At 68.8% G+C, this 24,649-nt stretch carries 19 protein-coding genes, 2 tRNA genes and 1 pseudogene; 7 read left to right on the top strand and 15 right to left on the bottom strand.

Going from position 1 to position 24,649, the window contains the following annotated elements; genetic code table 11:
• Positions 1-258 precede the first annotated feature (258 nt).
• A complete protein-coding gene (gene arsM, locus E3T42_RS10335) occupies positions 259-1,077 on the top strand; it encodes an arsenite methyltransferase (RefSeq protein WP_134365134.1) in 819 nt (272 codons plus the stop codon).
• A gap of 407 nt (positions 1,078-1,484) precedes the next feature.
• Here arsM and E3T42_RS10330 read toward each other — a convergent pair whose 3' ends face one another.
• Positions 1,485-2,378, bottom strand: coding sequence for a carbohydrate kinase family protein (locus tag E3T42_RS10330; RefSeq protein WP_134366191.1), 894 nt, complete (start codon positions 2,376-2,378; stop codon positions 1,485-1,487).
• A 311-nt stretch (positions 2,379-2,689) separates the two neighbouring features.
• Here E3T42_RS10330 and E3T42_RS10325 point away from each other — a divergent pair, with 311 nt between their 5' ends.
• Positions 2,690-3,652 (top strand): ornithine cyclodeaminase family protein, encoded by a 963-nt coding sequence (locus tag E3T42_RS10325; protein WP_134366192.1) that lies wholly within the window; start codon positions 2,690-2,692, stop codon positions 3,650-3,652.
• 18 nt (positions 3,653-3,670) lie between these two features.
• Here E3T42_RS10325 and E3T42_RS10320 read toward each other — a convergent pair whose 3' ends face one another.
• The 4 genes from E3T42_RS10320 to E3T42_RS10305 all read right to left on the bottom strand — a co-directional run bounded on the left by E3T42_RS10320 (position 3,671) and on the right by E3T42_RS10305 (position 8,045).
• Positions 3,671-4,627, bottom strand: coding sequence for a DMT family transporter (locus E3T42_RS10320; protein WP_134366193.1), 957 nt, complete (start codon positions 4,625-4,627; stop codon positions 3,671-3,673).
• Between the two features lie 110 nt (positions 4,628-4,737).
• Positions 4,738-5,658 carry an acetamidase/formamidase family protein gene (locus E3T42_RS10315; protein WP_134366194.1) on the bottom strand — a complete coding sequence of 307 codons (921 nt, stop codon included), beginning with the start codon at positions 5,656-5,658 and terminating at the stop codon, positions 4,738-4,740.
• Positions 5,659-5,661: 3 nt separating this feature from the next.
• A complete protein-coding gene (locus E3T42_RS10310; RefSeq protein WP_134366195.1) occupies positions 5,662-7,098 on the bottom strand; it encodes an APC family permease in 1,437 nt (478 codons plus the stop codon).
• 47 nt (positions 7,099-7,145) lie between these two features.
• Positions 7,146-8,045, bottom strand: coding sequence for a proline iminopeptidase-family hydrolase (locus E3T42_RS10305; protein ID WP_198416003.1), 900 nt, complete (start codon positions 8,043-8,045; stop codon positions 7,146-7,148).
• Positions 8,046-8,281: 236 nt separating this feature from the next.
• Here E3T42_RS10305 and E3T42_RS10300 point away from each other — a divergent pair, with 236 nt between their 5' ends.
• Positions 8,282-9,040 (top strand): FadR/GntR family transcriptional regulator, encoded by a 759-nt coding sequence (locus E3T42_RS10300; protein WP_241976031.1) that lies wholly within the window; start codon positions 8,282-8,284, stop codon positions 9,038-9,040.
• Positions 9,041-9,044: 4 nt separating this feature from the next.
• On the opposite strand, the gene E3T42_RS10295 is transcribed toward E3T42_RS10300, so the two are convergent.
• Both E3T42_RS10295 and E3T42_RS10290 read right to left on the bottom strand, forming a co-directional pair.
• A complete protein-coding gene (locus tag E3T42_RS10295; protein WP_134366198.1) occupies positions 9,045-9,224 on the bottom strand; it encodes a hypothetical protein in 180 nt (59 codons plus the stop codon).
• A 149-nt stretch (positions 9,225-9,373) separates the two neighbouring features.
• On the bottom strand, positions 9,374-10,063 hold the full coding sequence (locus tag E3T42_RS10290; protein WP_241976026.1) for an NAD(P)H-hydrate epimerase: 690 nt from the start codon (positions 10,061-10,063) through the stop codon (positions 9,374-9,376).
• Between the two features lie 107 nt (positions 10,064-10,170).
• On the opposite strand from E3T42_RS10290, the gene E3T42_RS10285 reads away from it, so the two are divergent.
• Entirely contained in the window at positions 10,171-10,455 is a 285-nt protein-coding gene (locus E3T42_RS10285) for a cupin domain-containing protein (RefSeq protein WP_134366199.1), read from the top strand.
• 38 nt (positions 10,456-10,493) lie between these two features.
• On the opposite strand, the pseudogene E3T42_RS17315 reads toward E3T42_RS10285, so the two are convergent.
• A pseudogene (locus E3T42_RS17315) lies at positions 10,494-11,608 on the bottom strand (putative bifunctional diguanylate cyclase/phosphodiesterase).
• Between the two features lie 1,260 nt (positions 11,609-12,868).
• On the opposite strand from E3T42_RS17315, the gene E3T42_RS10270 reads away from it, so the two are divergent.
• Entirely contained in the window at positions 12,869-14,587 is a 1,719-nt protein-coding gene (locus E3T42_RS10270; protein ID WP_134366202.1) for an AarF/ABC1/UbiB kinase family protein, read from the top strand.
• 62 nt (positions 14,588-14,649) lie between these two features.
• Here the strand turns inward: E3T42_RS10270 and E3T42_RS10265 are convergent.
• From E3T42_RS10265 to E3T42_RS10240, 6 genes are all read right to left on the bottom strand, one after another.
• Positions 14,650-14,726, bottom strand: a tRNA-Met gene (locus E3T42_RS10265).
• A gap of 33 nt (positions 14,727-14,759) precedes the next feature.
• Positions 14,760-14,831 (bottom strand) — tRNA-Thr (locus E3T42_RS10260).
• 83 nt (positions 14,832-14,914) lie between these two features.
• Complete coding sequence (locus E3T42_RS10255) at positions 14,915-16,789, bottom strand: glycoside hydrolase family 13 protein (RefSeq protein ID WP_134366203.1); 1,875 nt, start codon at positions 16,787-16,789, stop codon at positions 14,915-14,917.
• Between the two features lie 6 nt (positions 16,790-16,795).
• Positions 16,796-17,704 (bottom strand): sugar ABC transporter permease, encoded by a 909-nt coding sequence (locus E3T42_RS10250; RefSeq protein ID WP_134366204.1) that lies wholly within the window; start codon positions 17,702-17,704, stop codon positions 16,796-16,798.
• A 1-nt stretch (position 17,705) separates the two neighbouring features.
• Positions 17,706-19,364 (bottom strand): ABC transporter permease subunit, encoded by a 1,659-nt coding sequence (locus tag E3T42_RS10245; RefSeq protein WP_134402967.1) that lies wholly within the window; start codon positions 19,362-19,364, stop codon positions 17,706-17,708.
• A 202-nt stretch (positions 19,365-19,566) separates the two neighbouring features.
• A complete protein-coding gene (locus E3T42_RS10240; protein ID WP_134366206.1) occupies positions 19,567-20,799 on the bottom strand; it encodes a maltose ABC transporter substrate-binding protein in 1,233 nt (410 codons plus the stop codon).
• Positions 20,800-20,972: 173 nt separating this feature from the next.
• Between E3T42_RS10240 and E3T42_RS10235 the strand changes: the two genes are divergently transcribed.
• Positions 20,973-22,637: a glycoside hydrolase family 13 protein gene (locus E3T42_RS10235; RefSeq protein ID WP_241976021.1), complete on the top strand. Its 1,665-nt coding sequence runs from the start codon at positions 20,973-20,975 to the stop codon at positions 22,635-22,637.
• A 295-nt stretch (positions 22,638-22,932) separates the two neighbouring features.
• Positions 22,933-23,745 (top strand): GTP pyrophosphokinase family protein, encoded by an 813-nt coding sequence (locus tag E3T42_RS10230; protein ID WP_370262231.1) that lies wholly within the window; start codon positions 22,933-22,935, stop codon positions 23,743-23,745.
• An 81-nt stretch (positions 23,746-23,826) separates the two neighbouring features.
• Here E3T42_RS10230 and E3T42_RS10225 read toward each other — a convergent pair.
• Positions 23,827-24,649: M23 family metallopeptidase (locus E3T42_RS10225; RefSeq protein WP_134402966.1), on the bottom strand; the 823-nt coding region annotated here is incomplete at its 5' end.

Below are 24,649 nucleotides of genomic sequence, written 5' to 3'. Positions count from 1 at the left end.
GACGCGCCCCGCCCGGCCCGCCGTCGCGACGCGCCCCGCCCGGCCCGCCGCGCCCTGGCCGCCGCATCCGTCTCGTCTCCCGCTCCCGATCCGCTGAGGGGTCCCGAATCGACCTTCGATCGGCCCGGGAAGGTCGATTCGGGACCCCTCACGGCGGGAGACATTGACGACTGTCGATCTTTCACGTAGATTGCATCGACAGACATCAATATAAGACCCGGGCGACAGCTGCCCGGCGACCAGCCAAGGGAGAACACCATGAGCGACACCGCTGATTCCGTACGTGACGAGGTCCGGGCGCGCTACGCGAGCGCGGCGCTGTCGGTGACCGAGGCCGGGCGCAGCTCCCTGCTCGCCCCGTCGGCCTCCTGCTGCAGCACCGACACGACGGATGCCCCGGACTCCTGCTGCGGACCGGGCGCGGTCGACGAGAGCGCGGTCTTCGGCTCCGTGCTCTACGGCCTCGATGCCACCGCCGGTCTGCCGGGCGACGCCGTGCTGGCCAGCCTCGGCTGCGGAAACCCGACCGCGGTCGCGGACCTGCAGGCCGGCGAAACCGTGCTCGACCTCGGCTCCGGCGGAGGCATCGACGTGCTCCTCTCCGCCCGACGGGTCGGCCCGACCGGGTTCGCCTACGGACTCGACATGACCGACGAGATGCTCGACCTGGCCCGCCGCAACGCTGCCGCCGCCCAGGCGGAGAACGTCGAATTCCTCAAGGGCACGATCGAAGAGGTGCCGCTGCCCACCGAGAGCGTCGACGTCGTCATCTCCAATTGCGTGATCAACCTGTCGACCGACAAGCCCGCCGTCCTCGCGGAGATGTTCCGGGTGCTGCGTCCCGGCGGCCGCATCGGCGTGTCCGACGTCGTCGCCGAGAACCACCTCACGCCCGCCCAGAGGGCCGAACGCGGCTCGCACGTGGGCTGCATCGCCGGCGCCCTCTCGATCGAGGAATACGAGACCGGGCTCTCCCGCGCGGGCTTCGAGCAGGTGAGTGTGACCCTGACCCACGACGTGGCCGACGGCATGCACGGCGCCATCGTGCGCGCGGTCAAGCCGGTCGTCGCCGACTGAGCCGCAGACCCGGAACGTCCTCCCCCGCGTCGCACCCACGCGGCCCGCGTCGCACCCACGCGGCCCGCGTCGCACCCACGCGGCCCGCGTCGCACCCACGCGGCCCGCGTCGCACCCACGCGGCCCGCGTCTCGGCGTGAGGGGTCCCAAATCGACCTTCCGGGGGCCCGGGAAGGTCGATTTGGGACCCCTCAGCGGCAGGCAGACCCGCGGATCAGGGGCGGCCGGATCCGGGCAGCGCAGCGGCGGAGCAGCGACAGGGCAGGGCAGCGGCGAGGCCGAGCGGCGAGGCCGAGCCGCGGCGAGTGGCGGCGAGTGGCGGCGGGTGGCGCTCAGGCGAGTGGCGGCGGGTGGCGCTCAGGCGAGCCGCGGCGAGTGGCGCTCAGGCGAGCCGCGGCGAGTGGCGCTCAGGCGGTCGGCACCCGCAGCAGGCCACCCTCGCTGCGGCAGGTGGCCGCCGCGATCAGCATGGCGTCGGCCAGCAGGGATTGCCAGCCGGCGGCATCCGTGGGCACGCCCCGCGTCAGCATGGTCTGCACCGTCGACGCGAGGGTGGCGTCGCCCGCGCCCATGGTGTCGACCACGGCGCCGGGCAGGGACGTGATCGGCTCGCTCACGAGCAGGCCGTCACGGGTACCCACGGATGCCCCGGCCCGCCCGGCCGTGGCCAGCACGGTCTGCGTTCCGGCCGCCAGCAGCCGCCGGCGCAGGTCGTCGAGCGTGCTGCGGTAGAGCAGTTCGGCGTCTTCGTCGCCGACCTTGGTGAGCAGGCTCCGGGCGGCCATCCGTTCGAAGTTCGCCACGAACAGGTCGGCGTCGGCGAGCATGCCCGCACGCGGGTTCGGGTCGATCACGAGGCGTTGTTCCGGCTCGGAGACGGCGGCGATGAAGGCATCCGTCTGGGCCGTGTCGTCGAACGGGAAGCAGCTCACGACGACCAGGCGCGCCGCGTCGAGGGCCGCGCGCTCGGCCGGGCCGAACTCGATCCGGCGCTTCTTCGCGGCCTCGTTGAACGCATACGTCGGCTCGCCGTCGGTGCGGTCGGAGGTCGCGCGCGAGCTGCCGAACGGGCCGGGGGTGGCGACCAGGGTGACGTCGTGGGAGGCGAGGAAGTCGCGCAGCACCGCGCCGGCGGCGTCGCCCCCGACCATCGCGATCAGGGTGGTGGGCACGCCCAGCACCGCGAGGCCGACCGCCACGTTGAGCGCGGCCCCGCCGGGGAACTCGCGCAGGGACTCCGGGTCGCGCATCTCGTCGATGAGGGCGTCGCCGACAACGACGACGCGGTGGGTCTGTGGCATTCGTTCTCCCGGTGTGTCGCGAGCGCTCGGCTCGTTGACACCACTTTAGGCGCGGCAGGCAGGTGCCGAAAACGTTGCCGGCCGTTTGTCTACCCCTTCCTCCGCAGAGCGACCCGGCCTACACTCATGCACAGGCAGGAGCGTTCCCCGAATGCCGGTCCTTAGTCCCTGATTGCAGGGTCCGGACGAGACCGGACCGAAACGCCCCAGTCGGGGACGGGACATCATCGGGGTGCCCTGTCCCCACCATTCACTGCCCCAAGACGATGGGGTCAGGCGGCGCTTTCCGGTGTGCCACGTACAGTCGGAGCATGGCTTCCGACTCACCGATACCCTGGATCTCAGCCGAGGAGATCTTCGCCCGGGTGGGCTTCGGCGCGGCGGTGCATGCTCTGCAGGCGGCCGTGCGCGACGGGCTCGACCCGGCTTCCGACTTCAGCCGCAGCATCCTGGGCCTGGCCAACGGCCAACTGCTGCTGATGCCGACGCAGTCCGCGGAGTTCGTCGGGGTGAAGGTCGCCACGGTCGCGCCCGGCAACCCGGCCCTCGGCCAGGAGCGCATCCAGGGCGTCTACCTGCTGATGGATGCCGCGAACCTCAGCCCCGTCGCCCTCCTCGACGGCATCGCGCTGACCACGCTGCGCACCCCCGCCGTGTCCGCCGCCGCCGCCGACCTGCTCGCGCCCGACGAGGCCCCGCACCTGGTCGTCTTCGGCTCGGGGCCGCAGGCGTGGGGCCACATCGAGGCGATGCGCGCCATCCGGCGGCTCGAGCGGGTGACCGTGATCGGCCGGCACCCCGGTCGCGCCCAGGCCCTGGCCGACCGGGTTCAGGCCAGCGGGTTGGCCGCCCGCACGGGCACCGCCGACGCCGTGCAGGATGCACAACTGATCGTCTGCGCCACCACCGCCCGCACCCCGCTGTTCGACGGCGACCTGGTGCCCGTCGACTCCTGCACGGTGGCGGTCGGTTCGCACGAGCCCAACGCCCGGGAGCTGCCCTCGGCCCTGATCGGGCGCGCGCAGGTCGTCGTGGAGGACAGCCAGGTGGCACTGCGGGAGGGCGGCGACGTACTGATCCCGATCCGGGACGGCGTGATCGACGCGGAGTCGCTCGTGCCGCTCTGCGCCATCCTGACCGGCGAGGTGACCGTGGACCGTTCGCGCCCCCGCGTCTTCACCAGCTCGGGCATGTCCTGGGAAGACCTGGTCGTCGCCGCGGCGGTTTTCCGCCAGGCACCCCCATCCGCGAGAGCGGGTGAATCGTCGCTCTGAGACGCTCTAACCGACGATTCACCCGCTCTCGCGCACACGGGTGAGCACCGCGGGCGGGGTCGCCGCCGGGCTCAACCGGTGCCGCTGCTCAGTGCGCTGCCCCCAGAAGGTGCCCGCGATGATCAGCCCCGCCCCGAGCACCGCCACCGGACCGAGACTCTCACTGCCGAGGCTCACGCCGACGAGCACCGCCCAGACCGGCTCGGTGCCCATCAGCAGGCTGGCGCGCGCGGCCGAGGTGCGCCGGATCGCCCAGGTCTGCGCCAGGAACGCGAACACGCTGCAGGCCAGGCCGAGGTAGAGCACCCCGAGCCAGGCGGCGGGGCCGAACGCGCCGATCGCCCGCATCGTGCCCGGCGCATCCGCTGCCGAGAACACGACGGCGCCCACGATGGCCTGCACCAGCGTGATCATGAGGGTGCCCGGCCGTTGGCCCGCGACTCCGCCCCGGGTCAGGCGGCCGACCATGGTGACGTGCAGGGCCCGCACGAACGCGGCCGCGAGCATGAGCAGGTCCCCCGGGTTCGGGGCGTGGAATCCGTTGCCGGAGACGAGCAGCGCCACCCCGACGACCGCCAGCACCGCGGCCACGAAGAAGGGCCGCGGCAGCCAGTCGCGCGCCGCCACCGACTCCAGAATCGGCGTGAGGATGATCGTCAGGCTGATGATCAGGCCCGCGTTCGTGGCCGCGGTGACGGCCACCCCGGCCGTCTCCAGCCACAGGATCGACGCCTGTGTGAGCCCGAGCAGCACGCCGACGGCCAGCTCGGCCCTGCTCGGCGGCCGCGGCCGGCTCAGCGCCCAGACGGCGAGAAGCGCGAGCGCGGCCACCAGGAAGCGCAGGGCGAGCACCGCGCCGACGCTCGCCTGCTCGGTCAGCACCTTCGCGGCCAGGTAGCTGCCGCCCCAGACCAAAGCGACCAGCACCAGGACGGCGTCGATGCGGTAGCGCCCGAGCCGCGCAAAAGTGGTCATGGGCCCATGCTCCCGGGCCGCGTCCGTTAAGTCCAGACGGCCCATTCCGCCTCGGCCGGCGCGGCCTGACACTCGGCGGCGGAACCCGCACGTCGGGTTCCGCCACCGCGTCAGAGCACGCTCTTGGGCAGCCGGTGCACCGTCACGGCCCCGACCGCGGTGAACGGATGCAGCGGGTCCGGCGCGACGGAACCCGTGGGTCCGCCGAGGCGCGAGTGACCGACGGCGCTCATGACCGCGTAGGCGTCCCCGGCCTCCCAGCCCTGGTCCTCCACAAGGAAACCGAACATGTCCTCGTAGCCGCGCCTGATGCTCTCCTGCACCGGATCACCGAGCCCCACGAAGATCCACTCCTCCGCGGTCTCCACCCGGGGCGCCCGGAGCGCCAGCCCCTTCACCAGGGCGATGCTGACCACGGCGATCCCCTCGGCCTCGATCGCGACGAAGGAGGACTCCCCCTCCGCCATGATCGCGTGGATGTCCCCGATCGACAGATAGGCGCCCTCCACCATGACCGGCAGGTACACCGTCGAACCCGGGCTGCAGTCCGTGACGTCCATGTTCCCGCCCTGGGGGTAGGACGGCATGATCGTCGAATTCGAGCCCACAGCAGGCGCCGTGCCGATGCAGCCGATCATCGGCAGCGGTTGGAAGACGTGCCGGTCCGTGACGTGCACACCGGCCGCGTCGATGGGAACCCGGCGCGTGAACATGCCTTCGCCCATGACGTTCTGGAGCGCGCCCGATCCCGGCAGGCTGACCGACCAGCCCCAGTCCTTCAACCGGATCTCGTGGATCGTGACCGCGAGGGCATCGCCGGGTTCGGCGCCCTCGACGTAGACCGGACCTGTCACCGGGTTGATCTGCACGGTGAGTCGGGCCATGTCGTGGTGCGCATGCAACTGCTCGTACACCTCGTCACTGGTTTCGAAGCCGATCCGCTCCCCGGTTCCGGGAACGATCCGCAGTGCGGGCTCCCGGTCAGCCGAGAATCCCGGCTGACCATGGCTCTTGTCGAGAAAGTGGTCCACGGTCTACAGCCCCGCTCGTTCGCCGGTCGCGGGAAACGCGAGCGGCTCGGGACCGATTTCGCCCTCGAGCGCGGTCTTGCGTCCCGCGTGCCGAAAGTAGAGGAAAACTCCGACACCGAGCACGAGCCAGACCACGCCGCCGATTTTGGCCAGCGGGCTCGCGTTGAGCAGCACGTAGCCGATGATCAGGAACCCGATGACCGGCACCACCAGGTGCAGCAGGTAGTTCGTCGACTTCTTGCGCACGATGTAGTGCACGATCACCGAGAGGTGCAGCAGCATGAACCCGAAGAGCGCACCGAAGTTGACCAGCGCAGCGATCAGGTCGATCTGGCCCACGAAGAACAGCACAAGGACGGCCGAGAGAGCGGAGACCACGAGGATCGCGTTCCGGGGGACCTGACGACCGCTGATCTCGCTGAGGAACTTGGGGAGCTGACGGTCCCGACTCATCGAGAACAGCAGCCGGGAGGTCGCGGCCTGGGCGGCCATGGCGTTCGCGATACCGATGGCCAGCACGTTGACCACGAAGAACGCTGTCGCCCATCCACTGCTGGAGGCAGCCTCGACCACGGTGAAGAACGCGTTGCCGGCCTCACTGTCGCTGAATGACGCTCGCCCCGCCGAGAGGGCGCTTGCCAGCCAGGTCTGCACGATGAAGAGGAAAGCGACAATGAGCAGAGCCGTGATCATGGCTTTCCCCGCGGAGTTGCGTCCCCCGGTTGATTCCTCGGCCATCGTGGAGATTCCGTCGAAGCCGAGGAAACTCAGCACTGCGATCGAGAGCGCGGAGGCGATGAGCGGGCCGGTCACCGCGCTCGCGTCCCAAAGCGGGAGGATGGTGAATTCAGCGCCAGGGACCGAACCGTTGGTCAGCGCGGTGACGGCGATGATCACAAAGATCACGACGAACACGAGTTCGATCGCGAGGAAGATGCGGTTCATCCGTTTGATGGAGGTGATCCCCAGGAGGTTGATCACGGTGTTGACGGCAACGAAGAGGAGCGCCCACACCCAGCGCGGGGAGTCAGGGAAGATGCCGATCATCGACTCGGCGGCAAACACGTAGAGCAGGGTGGGAACGAGCAGGTAGTCGAGCAGGATGGCCCAGCCGGCGAAGAATCCCGCCGTGGGGTGGATGCCCCGGCCGACGTAGGAGAAGACCGAACCGGCCAGGGGGATCGATTTCGCCATCTGCGCGTAGGCCAGCGCGGTGAAGATCATGGCGATCAGACCGATCAGGTAGACCAGGGGCACCATGCCCTCCGCCGCGTTGTAGACGGTGCCGAAGATGGCCCATGGGGCAATCGGAACCATGAAGATCAGACCGTAGATCAGCAGGTCGGTGGTGGAGACGGAGCGTTTCAGCTGCTGCTTGTAGCCGAAGGACTCAAGCTGTTCCTGCGCGTTGAGCTCGGGCGAACTCGGGGATGCTGTCATCGGGATGCTCTTTCTCTTGGGGATCGGGGGCGGGCGTGAGGGAAAGGTCAGTGTTCGTGCTGCGCCAGGAATGCAGCAATGACGGATCGAAACGTCTCGGGCTGCTCCAGATGGGTGCAGTGGCTGGCTCCGGGAAAGACATGGCTGGTCACTGTGGAGATGCGGTCGAGGAACGGCTGCCAGGTGATCGGGGTTGCCTCGTCGAATTCGCCGGCCACCACAAGCGTCGACGCCTCGATCTGGTCGAGCCGGTCGATGATGTTCCACGTGCGGAGCGTTCCGACCACGTGGAACTCGTTGGGCCCGTTCATGGTGTGGTAGACCGTGGGGTCGGCCTCCATCTGGTCGACGCTGCGCTGGAAGTCATCCGGGACAGGGACGACGCGGCACACGTGTCGCTGGTAGAACTCCTCGGACGCGGCCAGGTAATCGGGGTGCATCAGGGTACCGGCAGCCTCGTGCCGGGTGAGCGTCGCCTGCACATCCTCCGGCAGCAGGGCACGCAGCTCGGCAGCGCCCTCGGACCAGAGGCCCATGGAGGCCGGAGAGTTGCAGATCGACAGGCTGCGCAGACCGTTCGGTCGGCGTGTGGCGATCTCGGCACCGAGCATCCCGCCCCAGGACTGGCCGAGCAGGTGGTAGTCGACCAGCCCCAGGGCGGCGACGAGATTCTCGAACTCGTCGACGAACAGCTGGGGCGTCCAGAAGTCCGCCGACGCGTCGGGCAGGTGAGTGCTCTTGCCGCAGCCGAGCTGGTCGTAGTGGATGACGGTGCGCCCGCTGCTGGCGAGCTCGTCGAGGTTTCGCAGGTAGTCGTGGGCCATTCCCGGGCCGCCGTGCAGCACGACCAGGGGCAGGGCTCCGGCCCGTGGTTCGTCGGGTTCGGTGATGCGAACCCAGGTTTCCCACTCGCCGAACGGCACGGTTCGGGTACTGATGTCAGGCACTGCTCTCCCCCGGGTCACGACCGTCGGTGGACGGTGAGAGATATCATCGCGCAGTAAAGGTCTCGTGACAAGACCATTCTTTGTGTCTTAATATGGTCGTTACACCTCGGACATGCGCACCCACGCGAACGGGGGCCAGTGGGGAGGGAAGGGGCATCTTGGACGAATCACCGCGAGCAGCCACGGTCGGCCGTTCGACTTCCGGTCGCACAACGGGCGCGGACCCCGCTGGGTCCTTGCGCACTCCGCTGGCCGCCGTCTCGCGGGCAGACGAGATCACCGACCGTCTGGTCACGGCCATCGCGATCGGCGAGTACCTTCCCGGCTCACGGCTGCCGTCCGAGCGCGAATTGGCGGCCTCCCTGCGCGTGGGCCGGATGACTGTTCGTGCCGCAATCGCCAGCCTGGTCGGCCAGGGCCTGCTGGAAACCCAGCGCGGGCGCGGCGGTGGATCATTCGTACGCGAGCAGTGGACCTCGTCATCCAAAGCCTCTGTGCACCGCACGCTGTCGGCGCGCTGGGACGTGCTCCGCGACACCTGCGAGGCGGTAAGCCGACTTCAGGGGACGATCGCCCGGGCCGCCGCCGAGAAACGCACCGATGAGGACGTCACGCAGCTGCGGCAGCGCCTGACCGCTTTCCGGGAGGCCGAGTCGGGTCCGCAGTCCCAGCGAGCCGATGAGCTACTGCATATCGCGATCTGCGCGGCCGCCCACAATGAGACCCTCCAGTCCGTCCTCTTCGATCTGGAGTCCCGGGTCAGCATCGCCGCCCCGGCTCACCTGTGGGGCTCAACGACCGGGATGCGTACCATGGAGCTTCGCGCCCTCGCCGACCACGAGAACCTCGTCGACGCGATCTGCGCGCAGCGCCCCGATGACGCCAGCGCGATCGCCCTCAAGCATGCCCGCATCGACCTCGAATTGCTGGAAGACGCTCTGCAGAGGGCCGGCGCCCCCGACGCATGGTCGTCACCCGGCGCCCACCCCGGCTGAACGGTCAGGAATCGACCAGGAGTTCCCACTCCCGCTGCACATCGCGACTGAACCGCAACCGGTCCACCCTTGCAGAGACCTCCCAGATCAGCCACACCGGGACAACCAGGAGCGGCCCGAGGCCTCCGGGGAGCATGGTCAGGCCGATCAGGGCGACGAAACTTGCCAGGAGAACTTTTATCACGAATTCGACCCCCTTGGCCGCTGCCGGTGAAGAATACCTATTTCCACATTCAGGCGCTGGCGCGGGCAGAATGCAACGGCCCCGACCTTGGAAACAGCACAGAAAGTGCTCCCCACGGGCGACGGCGGGGATTGCGGGGCCGGGTAGACCTAGCCCCGGTCGCGGGCCGCGATCCGCTCGAGCTCGGCGCAGATTCCGATGTCCACCACGATCACCCGGCCGGCCAGGCCCGCGGCGGGTTCCCGCACCAGGCCGGCCTTGCAGCCCCCGAACGTCACCGTCACCCTCGCGGGCAGCACCGCGGCATCCGGAACGGCGCCATCGTCCACGCCGATCCCGCTGGGCAGGTCGACCGCCACCACCACGGGCGCCACCCGGGCGCCCAGCACGGGCAGGATGGCCGCCACGACCTCGCGGGCGCGCCCCCGAAGCGCGGAGGAACCGCTCGTGCCGGTGCCGAGGATGCCGTCCAGGATGAGGTCGGATTTGCGCGCCCGCTCCGCCAGCGCGGGCCCCGGTTCCTCCAGCGGAAACAGGCGCGCCCCCGCCGCGAGGGCCGCGGCCAGGCCCGCCACGTGCAGGCGGGGCGCGGTGGGCACGATCGACACCCGAGCGCCCTGTGCCGCGAGCAGCGCTCCCGCGTGGAGGGCGTCACCGCCGTTGTTGCCGGCGCCCGCAAGCACGAGCACACGGGTGCCGGCCACTGCCCCGCGGCGTTCCCCGAGCAGGGTCGCCGCCTCGGCGGCGAGGCCGGCCGCCGCCCGTTCCATCAGGGGCACGCCCGCCTCCAGAAAGGGCGTCTCCGCCTCACGCACCTGGGCCGCGGTATAGGTCTGCACGCCGTCAGAGTACGCCCGGTGTGTTCCGCGGCGCGGCCAAAGTCCGCTACCGTGGCGGCACACGCTGAAACAGATCGAACCGGCCACGGGGCCGCGAGGGGAAAACCATGAGCCGTCCGCCCGCCGTTGCCACCGTCCAGGTTGAGAACGCCCGCATGAAGGTCACCGAGTGGCGTTTTGCACCCGGTTCCGAAACCGGCTCGCACCTGCACACCCTGGACTACCTCGTCGTACCGCAGAGCACCGGCCGACTCCTGATGGAGACCAAGGACGGCGACTCCATCAGCGAACTGGTGGCCGGGGTCTCCTACTTCCGGGAGGCTGGGCGCACGCACAACATGGTCAACCCGGGAACGACCGAGTTCACCTTCGTCGAGATCGAGCTCAAGTAGGACCGCAGGCGAAGCGGTCAGTGGTCACGGGTCAGCGGTCACCGGTCAGCGGATGAGACGGGTCGCCGGCTGAGACCGGTCGCCGCCGGCACGCGGCGCCCGTCGAGCCAACTGCCCAGTTCGTCGGCGGGAACCGGCCGACATATGTGGAAGCCCTGGGCCTGGTCGCAGCCGTAGCCGGTCAGTTGGTCGTAGGCGACGGTGTCCTCCACGCCTTCGGCCACCATCCTGAGCCCCAGGCTGTGGGCAAGGTCGACGATGGAACGCACCAACGCGGCGGCGCGCGGATCGTCCGCCATGGGAAAGACGAAGGACCGGTCCAGCTTGAGTTCGTCGATCGGGAGCTCCCGCAGGTACGCCAGCGAACTGTACCCGGTGCCGAAATCGTCGACGGACACCCGGATACCGCTCGTCCTCAACCGGGTCAGGATGTCCCGGGCCCGGTCCCGGTCGTCCATCAGGAATTCTTCCGTGATTTCCACCATCAGGGCGCTGGGGGCAGTCCGCGCGCCGCGACCATGGCCCCGATCCGTTCGGGCAGGTCCGAATCGACCAGGGAGCTGGCGGACAGGTTGACCGCGACCGTGAGCATCCGGCCCTGCGCCTGCCAGATCGCCGCCTGGTCCAGCGCCAGGCTGAGCACGACGTCGGTCATCTCGTGCATCAACCCGGATTCCTCGACGATGGCCAGGAACGCATCCGGATACAGCAGCCCACGGCCGGGGTGATTCCAGCGAACGGGGGCCTCGACGCCCTGGACCCGCCCCGTGGCCAGCTCGATCTTGGGCTGGTAGTGCAGCACCAGCTGGCCCTCGGCGAGCGCCGCGCGCAGCTCCTGCAGGGTACGCAGCCGGTCATCGCCACCGACGTCGTCGAAAAGAAGCGCGAATTCATCGCCACCCAACCGGGCCAGGAGGTCGCCGCTGCGCGCCTGCCGGGACAATCGGGCCGCGACCTGGATCAGCAGCAGATCTCCGACGTCATGACCGAGGCTGTCGTTGACTTCCTTGAACCGGTCCAGGTCCAGCAGCAACAGCGCATTGCGGCCGCCCTGCCGTGCCCCCAGGCGAAGGGGAACATCGGAATGCAGGGCCCGTCGGTTCGGCAGGCCGGTGAGATCGTCGGTCCTGGCCAGGCCGCGCAGGTCCGCCATCCTCCACAGCTGCCGGAACGCCAGCTGGGTGCGCACCGCCGCCAGGACCAGGGTTGCCCCGGCCAGGACCACCGCGGGTTCCGACACCGGCGTTCGACTCGACGCGAGGAGGATCCCGAGTCCCACCACCGTCGCCGCCGCGGGTACCGCCAGCGCCCACCTGCCGCCGCGGGTACCGCCAGCGCCCACCTGCCGTCACGGGCAGGCGGGCCGTCCCGCCGGGGGCGCACCGACAGGTCGACCCAGGCCGCGATCATTGTGATGCCCAAGGCCCACTCCGCGTCCAGCTGCGTGCCGATCACGTAGCCGCCGGTGAGGTCCATCAGAGCAACCCAGACGTCTGCGGCGGCAAAGACCGCGAGACCTCCAACCAGCAGGATCCAGCCCCGGCCGAGCTGCAGGGCGGGCGCCGCCGCGATGCCGGCGATCGCTGCGATCAGGAGCAGGTCGAACGCCGGGTAGGACACCGCCACGGCCGTCGCCAGCGACGGAGGACCCTCCAGGGCCGGTTCCAGGACGGGGTCGAGCACCACGGCCAGGAAGGCGGCCGCTCCCAGAAAGCCCACCGCGCTGTCCAGCAGAATCGGCCCCGGCAGGCCCCGGAGTTGACGTCGCACGAGCGCGGCCAGGGCGGCCAGCATCGTCGCGTAGAACAACAGGTAGGCCACGTCGGCCGGGGACGTGGTCGGCTCCTGCCCGGCGCTCGCGGTCAGGAGCACGTAATACGTGTCGCCGACCGCCATCAAGGAAACGCCGAGTGCCGCCCACAGCACGTGATCGCCGGCGAACCGGGTGCGGAACACGCCCACCCAGCACACTCCGGCGGCCAGCCAACTCGTCGACAGGGCCAGCCCGATGTCCACCACGGGGTTGAAACCGCTCCGCGGCAGCGCCAGGCCGATGACGTAGGCGCCCAAGGCCAGCCACATGATCCACACCGGCCACCGCGGCCCCGTGCCCCACCGCGCCCGGCAGGGCCCCCACGTCGATTCGGCTGCATCGCCGCCCCCCGGCGTCCGTTAGGTTCACGTTAGCGGACCCGGAACCCGCTCGCCCCCGAGGGGTGCCCCCAGAACAGGCGGCACCCGGGGGAACGCGGCTATCGCTCCCCCCGGCTCGTTCGCATCCGCCTCCCATCCTGAACGGGCATGCTGTAATCCGGATCTCCTGCCGACCGGCAGGCTACGCCGGGCGAGCGCGAGTCCACGACCCGGCGGCACGCGGCGCAGGGTCCCGGTGTTGGACAGGAGATTTGAGACGGTGGACGGCGCACGGGGAATCACCATTCCGAAACTGACCCTGGCAGCGGAGCGGAGCCGCCCGGCTCCCCCGCGGCCCTTCCTCCAGCGCGGCCGGCGCTTCGCCGAGCTCGTGCGCATCGCGCGAAAGAACGGACTGCTCCCGATCCGGCGGCTGGACTTCGGGACCGAGCCGAGCGGGGCATCCGTTCGCAGCGTGCAGGCCGAGGGCCTGCGGGCAGCGCTGGAGGAAGCCGGCGGAGCCTTCGTGAAGATGGGCCAGCTGCTCTCCACCCGATCCGATTTCCTGCCCGCGGAATTCGTCGCCGCACTCTCCCAACTGCAGAAGAGCGTAAAACCGGCGCCCTGGGCCGAGGTACAGCGGATGCTCGAGGAAGAGTTCGCCGCCCCCCTGGCCAGCGTCTTCGCCGAGTTCGATCCCGAACCCATCGCCGCGGCATCCATCGGGCAGGTGCACCGGGCCACGCTGAAGAACGGTACCGTCGTGGCCGTGAAGGTGCAGCGCCCCGGAATCGTGCCGGAGCTGCGACGCGACGTCGCCATCGCCCTGCGGGTGACGAACGTGCTGAGCCTGACGTCGCCGCAGGCCCGGAGCCTCGGGATCAAGGCCGTCGCTGAGGACTATGCGTCAGACCTGGTGCGCCAGCTGGACTTCCGGCTGGAGGCCCGCAACCTGTCGGCCATGCGCGCACTCCAGCTGAGAGGGCCCCGGCCCGGCGAGCTGCGTCTGCCCGAGCTGTTCGAAAGCCTCTCCAACGACCGCGTGCTGGTGATGGAATACCTCGTCGGGGACACCTTCAGCGAGCTGAACGAGAGGGTCGGAGCACCCCGGGCCGAGCTGGGCGCCGCCATGCGCGTCGTGCTGAGCGCCTTCGTGCGCCAGATCGTGTTCGACGGCGTCTTCCACGCGGACCTGCACCCGGGCAACATCATGCTGCTCGCGGACGGAACTCCCGCGCTGGTCGATTTCGGCTCGGTTGGCCGGCTCGACCTGCAACTGCGGGAGACGATTCAGGAGCTGGTGATCGCCTACCTGCAGTCGGACACCCAGCTCATCGCCGACGGGCTGCTGTCCCTCGCGCCCCTGCGCGAGGGGGCGGATGAGAAGGCCTTCCGGCGGGAGCTGAGCGCGTTCATCACCTTCGACCTCGGCCCGGGTGCGCGCGTCAGCGTGCTCACCGTGGATGTCCTGGTCGCCATCCTCACCCGATACGGGGTGGGCATCCCGGCCGAGTTCGTGGCGGCGGCGCGGGCATTCGCCGTGCTCGAAGGCACCCTGCGATCCACCCTGCCCGAGTTCGACCTGCTCGAGGAATCCCGGATGCTGGCCAATGTGCAGATCCGGGACCAGCTGGCGCCGGCCAATGTGCGCGAGCTGCTGACCACCGAGCTGCTGGCCCTGCTCCCGAGCGTGCGGCGCCTCCCACGGCGGTTCGACCAGATCGGGCTCGCCCTGGAGAGCGGCCAGCTGAACGTCAACGTGCGGCTGCTCGCGGACAAGAGCGACCGGCGCCTGCTCAGGGGCCTGGTCAGGCAGAGCCTGCTCGCACTGGTCGGAGCCGCGGCCGGGGTGATGTCGCTCCTCTACCTGACCGCCCCGGCGCCGGCGGATCCCCGGGTCATCAGCACCGTGACGGCCGGGTTCACCCTGGGCGCCGGATCCGTGGTTCTGCTGGTCTCGGCTGTCGTCGACTCGCTGGTGACCCGCAGTCGCGACTAACCAGGGTCCGGGGCGACAACGAAAGAAGGCCCCGCCTGAGGCGGGACCTTCTTCGTATGTTCTGGTAGCGGGAGCGGGAATTGAACCCGCGACACCACGATTATGAGCCGTGTGCTCTAACCAACTGAGCTACCCCGCCACGACCTGTCGGCTGCAAGAGCTTCCAAGCCAGAGCCCCCTGTGGGAATCGGACCCACTACCTCTTCCTTACCAAGGAAGTGCTCTACCAATGAGCTAAGGGGGCAAAGCCATCCACGAGGGAAAACTAAGCCAAATTTCGGCAACCGGTAAATATTATCACCAAGTTGGCCTCCCCGCTGACCGCGGTCACCTCTTGGGCGCCCGGGCGCCCGGCAGCGCCCAGGCCGTGAAGCTCGGCCCGTCCGCGGTGAGACGGATGCCCCCGGTCTCCTCGGTGAGTTCGGCCGCTCCCAGGAGGCGGGTCGCCGCCCCCGCCACCGCACCCTCCGGCAGGGTCACCTCGCAGGCGGAGCGGGCGGCCATCAGCAGCACCGATTCCTCTTCCGCCTCCCGCACGTAGACGAGCACGTCCGCGCCCACGTGCAGCCACCGCATCCCGCCGCCGTTCAGGGCCGGGTGGCCCGTGCGCAGGCGGATCAGCTCCGCGTACAGGTCGATGGTCGCGGCGACGTCGGGTTCCGCGGCGGTGTCCCAGGGCATCGGGGTGCGCGAGTGCTCCCCGTCCTCGCCGACCAGGCCGAACTCGTCGCCGGCGAAGACCACCGGCAGGCCGGGCAGGGTGGCGCTCAGCCCGAAGGCCACGGGCACTCCCCCGTCGATCGCGTGGGTGCGGAACCTAGGCGTGTCGTGGGTGTCGAGGGCGTTCATCGTGGACAGGCGGGTGCGCCACGGGTAGCCGGCCGTGAACCGGGTGTGGGCTTCGACGAACTGCCGCCCGTCGCTCTGCGGGATGGTGCCGTAGGGCAGCCCGAAGTACGGGGAGGGACTGTCCGGTTTGGAGAGCCAGCTCCAGACCGGGCGGGTGAACGTCGTGTAGGTCATCGCACCGTGCCAGGCGTCGCCCTGGAAGTCGCCCGAGGCGTCGTTGGTCGATTCGGCGAGCAGGATCGTGTCGGGGTTGGCCTCGATCATGGTGCGACGGATGGTCTGCCTCACCTCCGCGTTCAGGTCCTCGCCCCCGAGGCGGCCGGTCATGTTCGCCACGTCGATCCGCCAGCCGTCCAGGTTGTACGGCTTTCGCAGCCACTTGCCGACCACCGAGTCGGGGCCCTCGATGAAGCGGGTGCGCAGCTCCACGGAGTTCCAGTTGAACTTCGGCAGTGCGGGCACACCCAGCCAGGCTTCGTAGTCGTCCTGCTGCTCGTCCAGCCAGTAGTAGAAGGCGCTCTCGGCGGCACCCGGAGTGCGGTGCGCGGCGCGGAACCACTCGTGCCGGTTTCCGGAGTGGTTCGACGTGAGGTCGCCGATGATCTTGAAGCCGCGCTCGTGCGCGGCACCGACCAGCCGCACCAGGGCCTCGTCGCCACCGAGCAGCGGGTCGACCTCGTGGAAGCTGGACGCGTCGTACCGGTGGTTGGAGCCGCCGGGGAAGACGGGCGTCAGGTAGAGCAGGGTGACGCCGAGCCGTTCCAAATGGTCGAGGTGGGCGATGACGCCGTCGAGGTCTCCCCCGTAGAACTGGTGCGAACGGCCCGGCGGCAGTTGCTCGACCTCGTCCTCCCACGCCGCGGGCAGACCCCACGCGGGCGCCTGCCGCAGGTCCGCGGCCGGCGAACGGCCGAAGCGGTCGGGGAAGATCTGGTAGATCACGCTGGACGAGGCCCAGTCCGGTGCGGCCGGGTGGCTGACGAGTTTGAAGTCCGCCGAGTCGAGCGTCTCGATGTCGTGCACCCCGGCGGCGTTCAGCCACCAGTGGCTCCCGTCGTCCAGGGTGATCAGGAACCGGTAACCGGTGACCGGGTTGTCGACCGCCACGCCCGCCTCCCACCACTGCCAGCCGCCCTGCGCGCCGAGGAGCGTGGCCGCGCCGAAACGCGGCTCCTGGTCGGGAGTGGACCGGACATGCACGGATGCGACCACCCCGAAGGACTCCGGCACGCGCACCCGCACCCGCACCCTGTCCCCGGGGGCGGGCGACAGGTCGGACACGTACAGCGGGGAGCCGTCGTGGTGCGGGAGTTGGTGCGGCTGTGCGTGGGACCGGTCAAGCGTGGAGAGCATGGTTCCTTACTTCACCGATCCGGCGGTCAGCCCGCCGACGATGTACTTCTGCAGCCAGAGGAACAGGGCCATCACGGGCAGCGCCGCGAGCACGGCCCCGGCCGCGAAGACGGAGTAGTTGCTGGAGAACTCCTGGGAGACGAACTGGTACAGGCCGACCGCGAGGGTCTGCTTCTCCGGCGTGATCAGCACGATGCTGGCGATCACGAATTCGTTGGTCGTTCCCACGAAGGAGAGCAGCCCCACGACGGCGAGGATCGGCGCGACCAGCCGCAGGATGATGGTGAAGAAGATCCGGGCGTGGCCGGCTCCGTCGATCTTGGCGGCCTCGTCGATGGACGCCGGGATGGTGTTGAAGAAGCCGTACATCAGGTAGGTGTTCACGCCGAGGGCGCCGCCCAGGTAGACCATGATCAGGCCGATCTGGGAGTCCAGACCGATCATCGGGAAGATGTCGGAGATGCCATTGAGCAGCAGGAAGATGGCCACGACCGCGAGCAGCTGCGGGAACATCTGCACCAGGACGAGCATCAGCAACCCGGCCCGGCGGCCGGCGAAACGCATCCGTGAAAAGGAATACGCCGCGAGTGCCCCGAGGAACACCGTGCAGACGGAGGTGATGGTGCCGATGAGCAGCGTGTTGCCGTACCAGGCCGCGTAGGGCTGCTGGGGCAGGTCGAACAGGGTCTGGTAGCTGCCCAGGTTCACCTCGCTGAACAGGCCGTTGGCCGTGATCAGCGTGCCGCCCGGATGCAGCGACGCGGAGAGCACATAGAGCAGGGGGAAGGAGCAGAAGACGAGCATGACCACACCGATCAGGTGCCGCCAGCCAGTGTCGAGGAACCACCGCCGGAAACTGAACGGTCGTTTCGTCGGGATGTACAGGTCGCTGGTTTCGGGGGCTGCAATCCGCATGTCAGTTCAACTCCTCTAGCGCCTTGGTCTGTTTGAAGCTGATGATCGACACGAGGGCGACCAGGAGGAAGATGATGATCGAGAACGCGCTGGCGAGCCCGTAGTCGCGGCTCGCCCCCACGAACGCCACCTTGTAGACCATGGAGATCAGGATGTCGGTGGCACCCACGTTCACCCCGGCCGTGACGTCCCTGGGCCCGCCGTTGGTGAGCATGTAGATCAGGTTGAAGTTGTTGAAGTTGAACGCGAAGGACGAGATCAGCAGCGGGGCGACGGACACCAGCAGCAGGGGCAGCTTGATCAGGCGGAACACCTGGCCGGGCCGGGCGCCGTCCACGGTAGCGGCCTCCTGGATCTCCTCCGGAATCGATTGCAGCGCTCCCGTGCAGACCAGGAACATGTAGGGGAACCCGAGCCACAGGTTGACGAAGATGATGCTGAATTTCGCCAGCCACTCGTTGGTCAGCCAGGGGATCTCGGCCCCGCCGAACAGCACCTGGTTGACGAAGCCGAACTGGGGGTTGAGCATGCCGGCCCAGACCAGCGCGGAGAGGAAGGCGGGGAACGCGTACGGCAGGATCAGCACGACACGGTAGAAATTGCGGCCGCGCATCTTCATGTTGTTGAACACGATGGCCAGGAACAGGCCCAGCCCGAACGTGGTCAGCACCGAGAGCAGGGCGAACGCGAAGGTCCAGATGGTCACGCTGATCAGCGGGCCGCGAATCGACTCGGAGCCGAAGGCCTTGGCGAAGTTCGCCAGGCCGACCTCGACCTTCCAGCCGGGCAGCAGCTCGGTGCCGTCCGCGGCGACGAATGAACCGGTCTTGCCGTTGTCGACGTAGACGGTGCTGGTCGTCGTGTTCGTCATGGTGCCGGCCGCTTCGTCGTAGACGAGGTCGGACAGGTACAGGTAGGCGCTGGAGCCGTCCGGCGTGCGGAGGGTGCCGTCGTTGGGGTCGTCGGAGAGCGGCACGGAGATGGCCGCGATGGCCTCCTGGTTGCTGACGATGTCGTTGAACTTGAGCGGCGTGTAGCCGGAGAGCCCGACGGCCTTGCCCGCGTCGTCGACCTCCGCGTTCGTGACGGGGGTGAGCGGGACATCCGTGCTGCCCACGCTGACCGTGCCGTCGGGGTCGGTGACCAGGAAGCTGAACGTGCCGAGCTTCTCGAGCACGGTCAGGTCGTAGGTGGGCGAGTCGGGCACGCGCTGCTGGGACGAGACGATCAGGGAGGTGATCGCGTCCTGCTTGGTGCTGTTGTGGCCGGTGCCGTAGTTGGTGAAGGCGATGTAGCCGGAGTAGCCGACGACGAAGATCTGGAAGATCAGGAGGAAGATCAGGCCGGGAGCGAGGTACTTGGCCGGCAGCTTGTACCGGCTGAAGTAGATCCAGTTCACGACGGCGGTAACGACCAGGACGGCGCCGAAGACGACCCAGTCCTGCTTGAGGAAGAGCACCATCAGGGCGTAGACGCCGATCGCGTCCACGATGGAGAGCAGGGCGATCTTGACCAGAAGCGTTTTCACGCCCACGGATGCCGCCTCGGCGACCCTGGCCGCACGCTTCGAACGCGACGTCTGAACGACGGGTGACTCGCCCGGCCCGTCGCCCCGTGGGGTGACCGGCGCTTCGCCCTGCTCGGTGCCTGTGGTGGTCATCTTCGTCCGCTTTCTGCCGTGCCTAAGCTGCGTGGTAATGCGTGGTAATGCGTGGTGATGCGTGGTGATGCGTGCGGTGCGTGCGGTGCGTGGTGCTGCCCGATGCCGGGCCGGGCAGCCCCGGGGACTGCCCCGGCCTCAGGGAGAGAGGCCGGGGCGGTCCTTCAGGACTGCGTGGTGGAGCTGCTGCGTGGTGGAGCGACTACTTGATGGCGGCCTGGATGTCGGCCGTCATCTTCTGCCAGAGCTGCGTGGGGTCGCCGGCGCCGGTGATGATCGCGGCCTCGGTGACGCCCCAGAACTGCCAGACCTTGCCCATCTGCGGGATGCTGGGCATGGGAACGGCCTCGGCCGCTACCGCGCCGAATCCGGCGGTGATCGGGTCGGAGCTGGCCGCCTCGAACGCGGAGGTCAGTGCCGGTGCGCGGCCGCCGACCTTGTACAGCTCGGTCTGGACCTTCTCGGAACCGATGTAGTTCACCAGGAACTCGTTCGCCGCGAGGGCGTTCTTGGACTTGGCGCTGACGACGAAGCCCTGCACGCCGACGAACGGCTGCGCGGGCGAGCCACCGGCGGACGGGATCGGGTCGACGGCCACGTCAATGCCGGCCTTCTGGGCGTCCGGCACGTTCCACGGGCCGGTGATCAGGAACGGTGAGGCTCCGGAGTTGAACTTCTCCTTGGCGATGTCGCCGGTGACGTTCACGCTCAGGTGACCTGCTGCTCCTTCTTTCGCCAGCCAGGCCGCGTAGGCCTCGCCGCCGGCGTTGCCGATGGAGAGGTCGTCGGGGTTGTAGCTGCCGTCGGCGTTGGTGCCGAAGACGGGTGCGCCGAAGGACGTCTGGAACGGGTACAGGTGGTACGGGTCGGACTCCGGCCCGACCTGCACGAGGAAGGGGAATTCCGTTCCGGCTGCTGTGCCGGCGGCGATCATGTCGTCGTAGGTGGCCGGCGCGGTGGGCGCGAGGGCCGTGTTGCGCAGGAGCGCGATGTTCTCGATCGAGTACGGCACGCCGTAGGTCTTGCCCTCGACGCTCATGGCCGTGACGGCAACCTTCTGGTAGTCGCCGACGGTGTCGCCGAGTTCGACCGGCTGCACGACGCCGTTGCTGACGAAGTTGCCCAGCCAGTCGTGTGCGGCGATCGTGATGTCGGGGCCCTTGCCGGTCGGAACCTGGGCGATGAACGCCTCCTGGATCTTTCCGAAGTCCTTCTGGACGAGCTTGACCTTGACGCCGGATTCCTTCGTGAATGCGGCTGCCGCATCCTTGAGGACGGCGGCGCGGTCCGCGTCGACCCAGACGGTCAGGGTGCTGGAAGCGGCATCGGACTTGGAGCTTCCGGAGGTTGAACCTCCGGCGCAGCCGGCCAGGGCCAGGGACGCGGCGACCGCGACTGCACCAGCAGCGAGGAGGCCTTTCTTATTCACCATCATTGGTGTGCCTTTCGTAAGGACATTGACAATTGTGCAAGCGTTTACATTTATATCTTCTCGTAGGTCGGTTGGCAATTCACGAGGAAAAAGTGGGGAAATCTTTGTAGAGTTCGTTTAAATGAGATGTCATGCAAACGCTTTCACCCTGTGGAAAATGCCGTAATGTTTTCCCCATGACAGGCACAGAATGGTGGCGTACCGCCGTTATCTACCAGATTTATCCCCGATCCTTTGCGGACGCCAACGGCGACGGGATGGGCGACCTCGCCGGCATCACCGGGCGTCTACCGGCCCTGCGCGACCTCGGAATCGACGCGATCTGGCTGTCACCGTTCTACACGTCCCCGCAGCGCGACGCCGGGTATGACGTCGCCGACTACTGCGACGTCGACCCTCTGTTCGGCACTCTCGACGACTTCGACATCCTGCAGCGCACCGCGCATGATCTGGGCATCCGTGTCATCGTCGATCTCGTTCCCAACCACTCTTCGAGCGCGCACCCCTGGTTCCAGGCCGCCCTGGCCTCCCCGGAGGGCAGCGACGAGCGTGCGCACTACATCTTCCGCGACGGTTCCGGCGAGAACGGCGAGCTGCCCCCGAACAACTGGGACTCCGTCTTCGGCGGCAAGGCCTGGACTCGCATCACCAACCCCGACGGCACGCCCGGCCAGTGGTACCTGCACCTCTTCGACACCACCCAGCCCGACTTCGACTGGGACAACCCGTGGGTGCGCGCGCAGTTCCGCGACGTGCTGCGGTTCTGGCTCGACCGGGGCGCCGACGGGTTCCGGGTGGATGTCGCGCACGGCATGATCAAGGAAGCCGGCCTCCCCGACTACACCCCCGTCGAGGGCGGCAGCATGGGCGGCGCGACGGTGCTCGACCTCGGCAGCATCCCCGGCGCAGCCCCGACCGCCCCCTACTGGGCCCAGGACGGCGTGCACGAGATCTATCGCGACTGGCGCCTCATCCTGGACGAATACCCGGGCGACCGCATCCTCGCGGCCGAGGCCTGGGTCGACCCGCTCAGCCACGTCGCCGAGTGGGTGCGCCCCGACGAGATGCACCAGGCCTTCAACTTCGCCTACCTCGAGACCCCGTGGAACGGCGTCGCCCTCCGGCGCGTCATCGACGACTCCCTGGCCGCGTTCGGCGAGGTCGGAGCCCCCAGCACCTGGGTGCTCTCCAACCACGACGTCGTGCGGCACGCCTCCCGGCTCGCCCTCAACCACGAGAGCCTGCAGGGGCACGGCATCGGGCCGAAGACGCCCGATCTCCCCGACCTCGTGGTCGGCCTGCACCGCGCCCGCGCCGCCTCGGCGCTGATGCTCGCGCTGCCCGGTTCCAGCTACCTCTACCAGGGCGAGGAACTCGGCCTGCACGAGGTCATCGACCTGCCGGACTCCGCGCGCGAGGACCCGACCTGGTTCCGCACCAACGGGGAGCGCTACGGCCGAGACGGATGCCGCGTGCCGATCCCCTGGGAAGCAGCCGCCCCCTCCTACGGCTTCGGCCCCTCGGCGCGCAGCTGGCTGCCGCAGCCGGCCTCGTGGGCCGGGCTGGCCCGCGACGCTCAGGTCGGCGTGGCCGATTCCACCCTCGAGCTGTACACGCTCGCACTGCGCCTCCGCCGCGAGCTCCGGCTCGGACTCGGTTCGGTGCGCTGGCTGGCCGGGCACGGTGACGAGATCGTGGCGTTCACCAACGGAACGGTGACGGTGCTCGCGAACACGGGCGCCGCATCCGCCCCGCTGCCGGTCGGCGAAGTGCTGCTGGCCAGCGGCCCGCTCACGGGCGGCAAGCTGCCCGGCGACACCACGGTCTGGCTGCGCGCCTAGGACCTGCCGCCCGCCGGGCTGCCCGCACGCCCGGCCGCGCGCCCGGCCCGCACGCCCGGCCACCGCACCACCGCCCCTGACGAATTCGACGGAGATTTTGCCCGAATCGGCCCAAATCAGGCCGAAATCGGCTCTGGAGAGCAAAATCTCCGTCGAATTGGTTCTACGCCGGACCGCGGCGCTGCGCGGCTGGGCGCGGACCTGCCCGGCGCGGCGGCCCTGTCAGGGGACCCGCAGCACCGCCGTGGGACAATCGGAGCGCGGCCCGACGTCTGGGCTCGCTGGAGGAGCGACGGTGACCGGCACGGGGATCGATAGCGGCATGGGCACGGAGACCGACGTCCGAATGGGCCTCGTCGAGCGCCGACAGCTCAAGATTGAGCTCGCCCGGTTCATGCTCTCGTACAAGTTCGCCACCGACGAGATGATGACCAAGATCAACATCTTGAAGGAGGAGTTCGCTTCCATCCACGACTACAGCCCGATCGAGCACGTGAACTCGCGGTTGAAGTCGCCGGAGGGAATCCTGAACAAGGCCAACCGCAAGGGCTGCCCGCTGTCGCTGCCCGACATCCGGGCGCAGATCCAGGACATCGCAGGCATCCGCATCACCTGCAGTTTCATCTCCGACATCTACCGCATCCGCGACATGCTCACGAGGCAGCAGGATGTCACGGTTCTCGAGGTCAAGGATTACGTCGCATCCCCGAAAGGCAACGGCTACAAGAGCCTGCACCTGATCGTCGCGATCCCGGTCTTCATGTCCGACCGGGTGGAGCCCGTCACCGTCGAGATCCAGATCCGCACCGTGGCGATGGACTTCTGGGCCAGCCTCGAGCACAAGATCTACTACAAGTACCGGGGGGCCGTGCCGGTCGACCTCGTCTTCGACCTGAAACAGGCAGCGGATGTCGCGAATCGGCTCGACGTCAAGATGGAGCGCCTGCACGACCAGGTCCTGGCCCTGAAGCCCGCGGGCGAGGCAGACAGCGACCTGCTCAGCATCACCGGGCTATCGCACCTCGCCCTGCCTGAGGGCCTCCTGGAGGCCATTGGGCGCAACCGGACCGGGGTTCCGGTAGCCGAAGTCACGTCCGGGGTTGCCTGACCCGCATCAGGCGCGGCGACGCGAGTTCAGGCGCGGTGCGGTGCGGCGACCGAGCGCGAGCGCACCGGGGCCGGATGCGCGCTAGTTCGTGTTGGCGTACAGCCAGACGAGAGGGTCGACGTGCGTGCCGTTCTGGCCGCCGATCCGGATCTCGAAGTGCAGGTGCGGCCCGGTCGACATGCCCGTGTTTCCGACCTGGCCGATGACCTGGCCGACCTTGACGACGTCACCCTCCTTGAACAGCATCGAGCCGTGGATCATGTGGGCGTAGACGCTGGAGACGAGTTTGCCGTCGATCATGTGGTCGATGATCATGTGCACCCCGAGGCTGCCTTCGCCGTCCTGGGCGTAGCTGACCACGCCGTCGGCGATCGACTGGATGGGCGCGCCGATGCCGGGGTTGAAGTCCTGGCCTCGGTGGTTGGACGAGCACCCTGCGCAGTCACGGGCACCGAAGTGATCACCGATGTGCACGCCAACCGAGAAGGGCCACTGGACGGTGCCGTTCGGGTTGTTGGTGAAGGTCGATTCCATCCGGATGCCGCTGGCGGCGGCCACCTCGGCGATGGTCTGCGACTTGTAACCGTCGCGCTGTACCGAGATCGTGTCCGTGCCGCCGTCCATGGTCAGGGTCTGGGCCGGCTCGCTCTGTCCGGAGCTCTTCGCCGTGTAAGCGGCGGCCTGCACGTCGGCGGAGGACAGCAGTGCCTCAGCGGGCAGGGAGGTGGAGATGGCCATCAGCGCGACGAATGCCATGGCAGCGACCGTGAAACCGGTGGTCGCGAGCTTGCGCACGCGACCGCCCGGGGCGGCGGCCTTCGACGCGGGGACCCGGGCTGCGCGCGGTCCGGGCGACGTCGACGAGCCGGCGGCCCGCGCGCGGGCCGCCGGAGCCAGACGTTCG

It is taken from the genome of Cryobacterium sp. TMT4-10 (assembly GCF_004403275.1).
Lineage (GTDB): Bacteria > Actinomycetota > Actinomycetes > Actinomycetales > Microbacteriaceae > Cryobacterium > Cryobacterium shii.
Note: the sequence above shows the minus strand (reverse complement) of the source record. Positions and strands in the feature narration are given on the sequence as shown.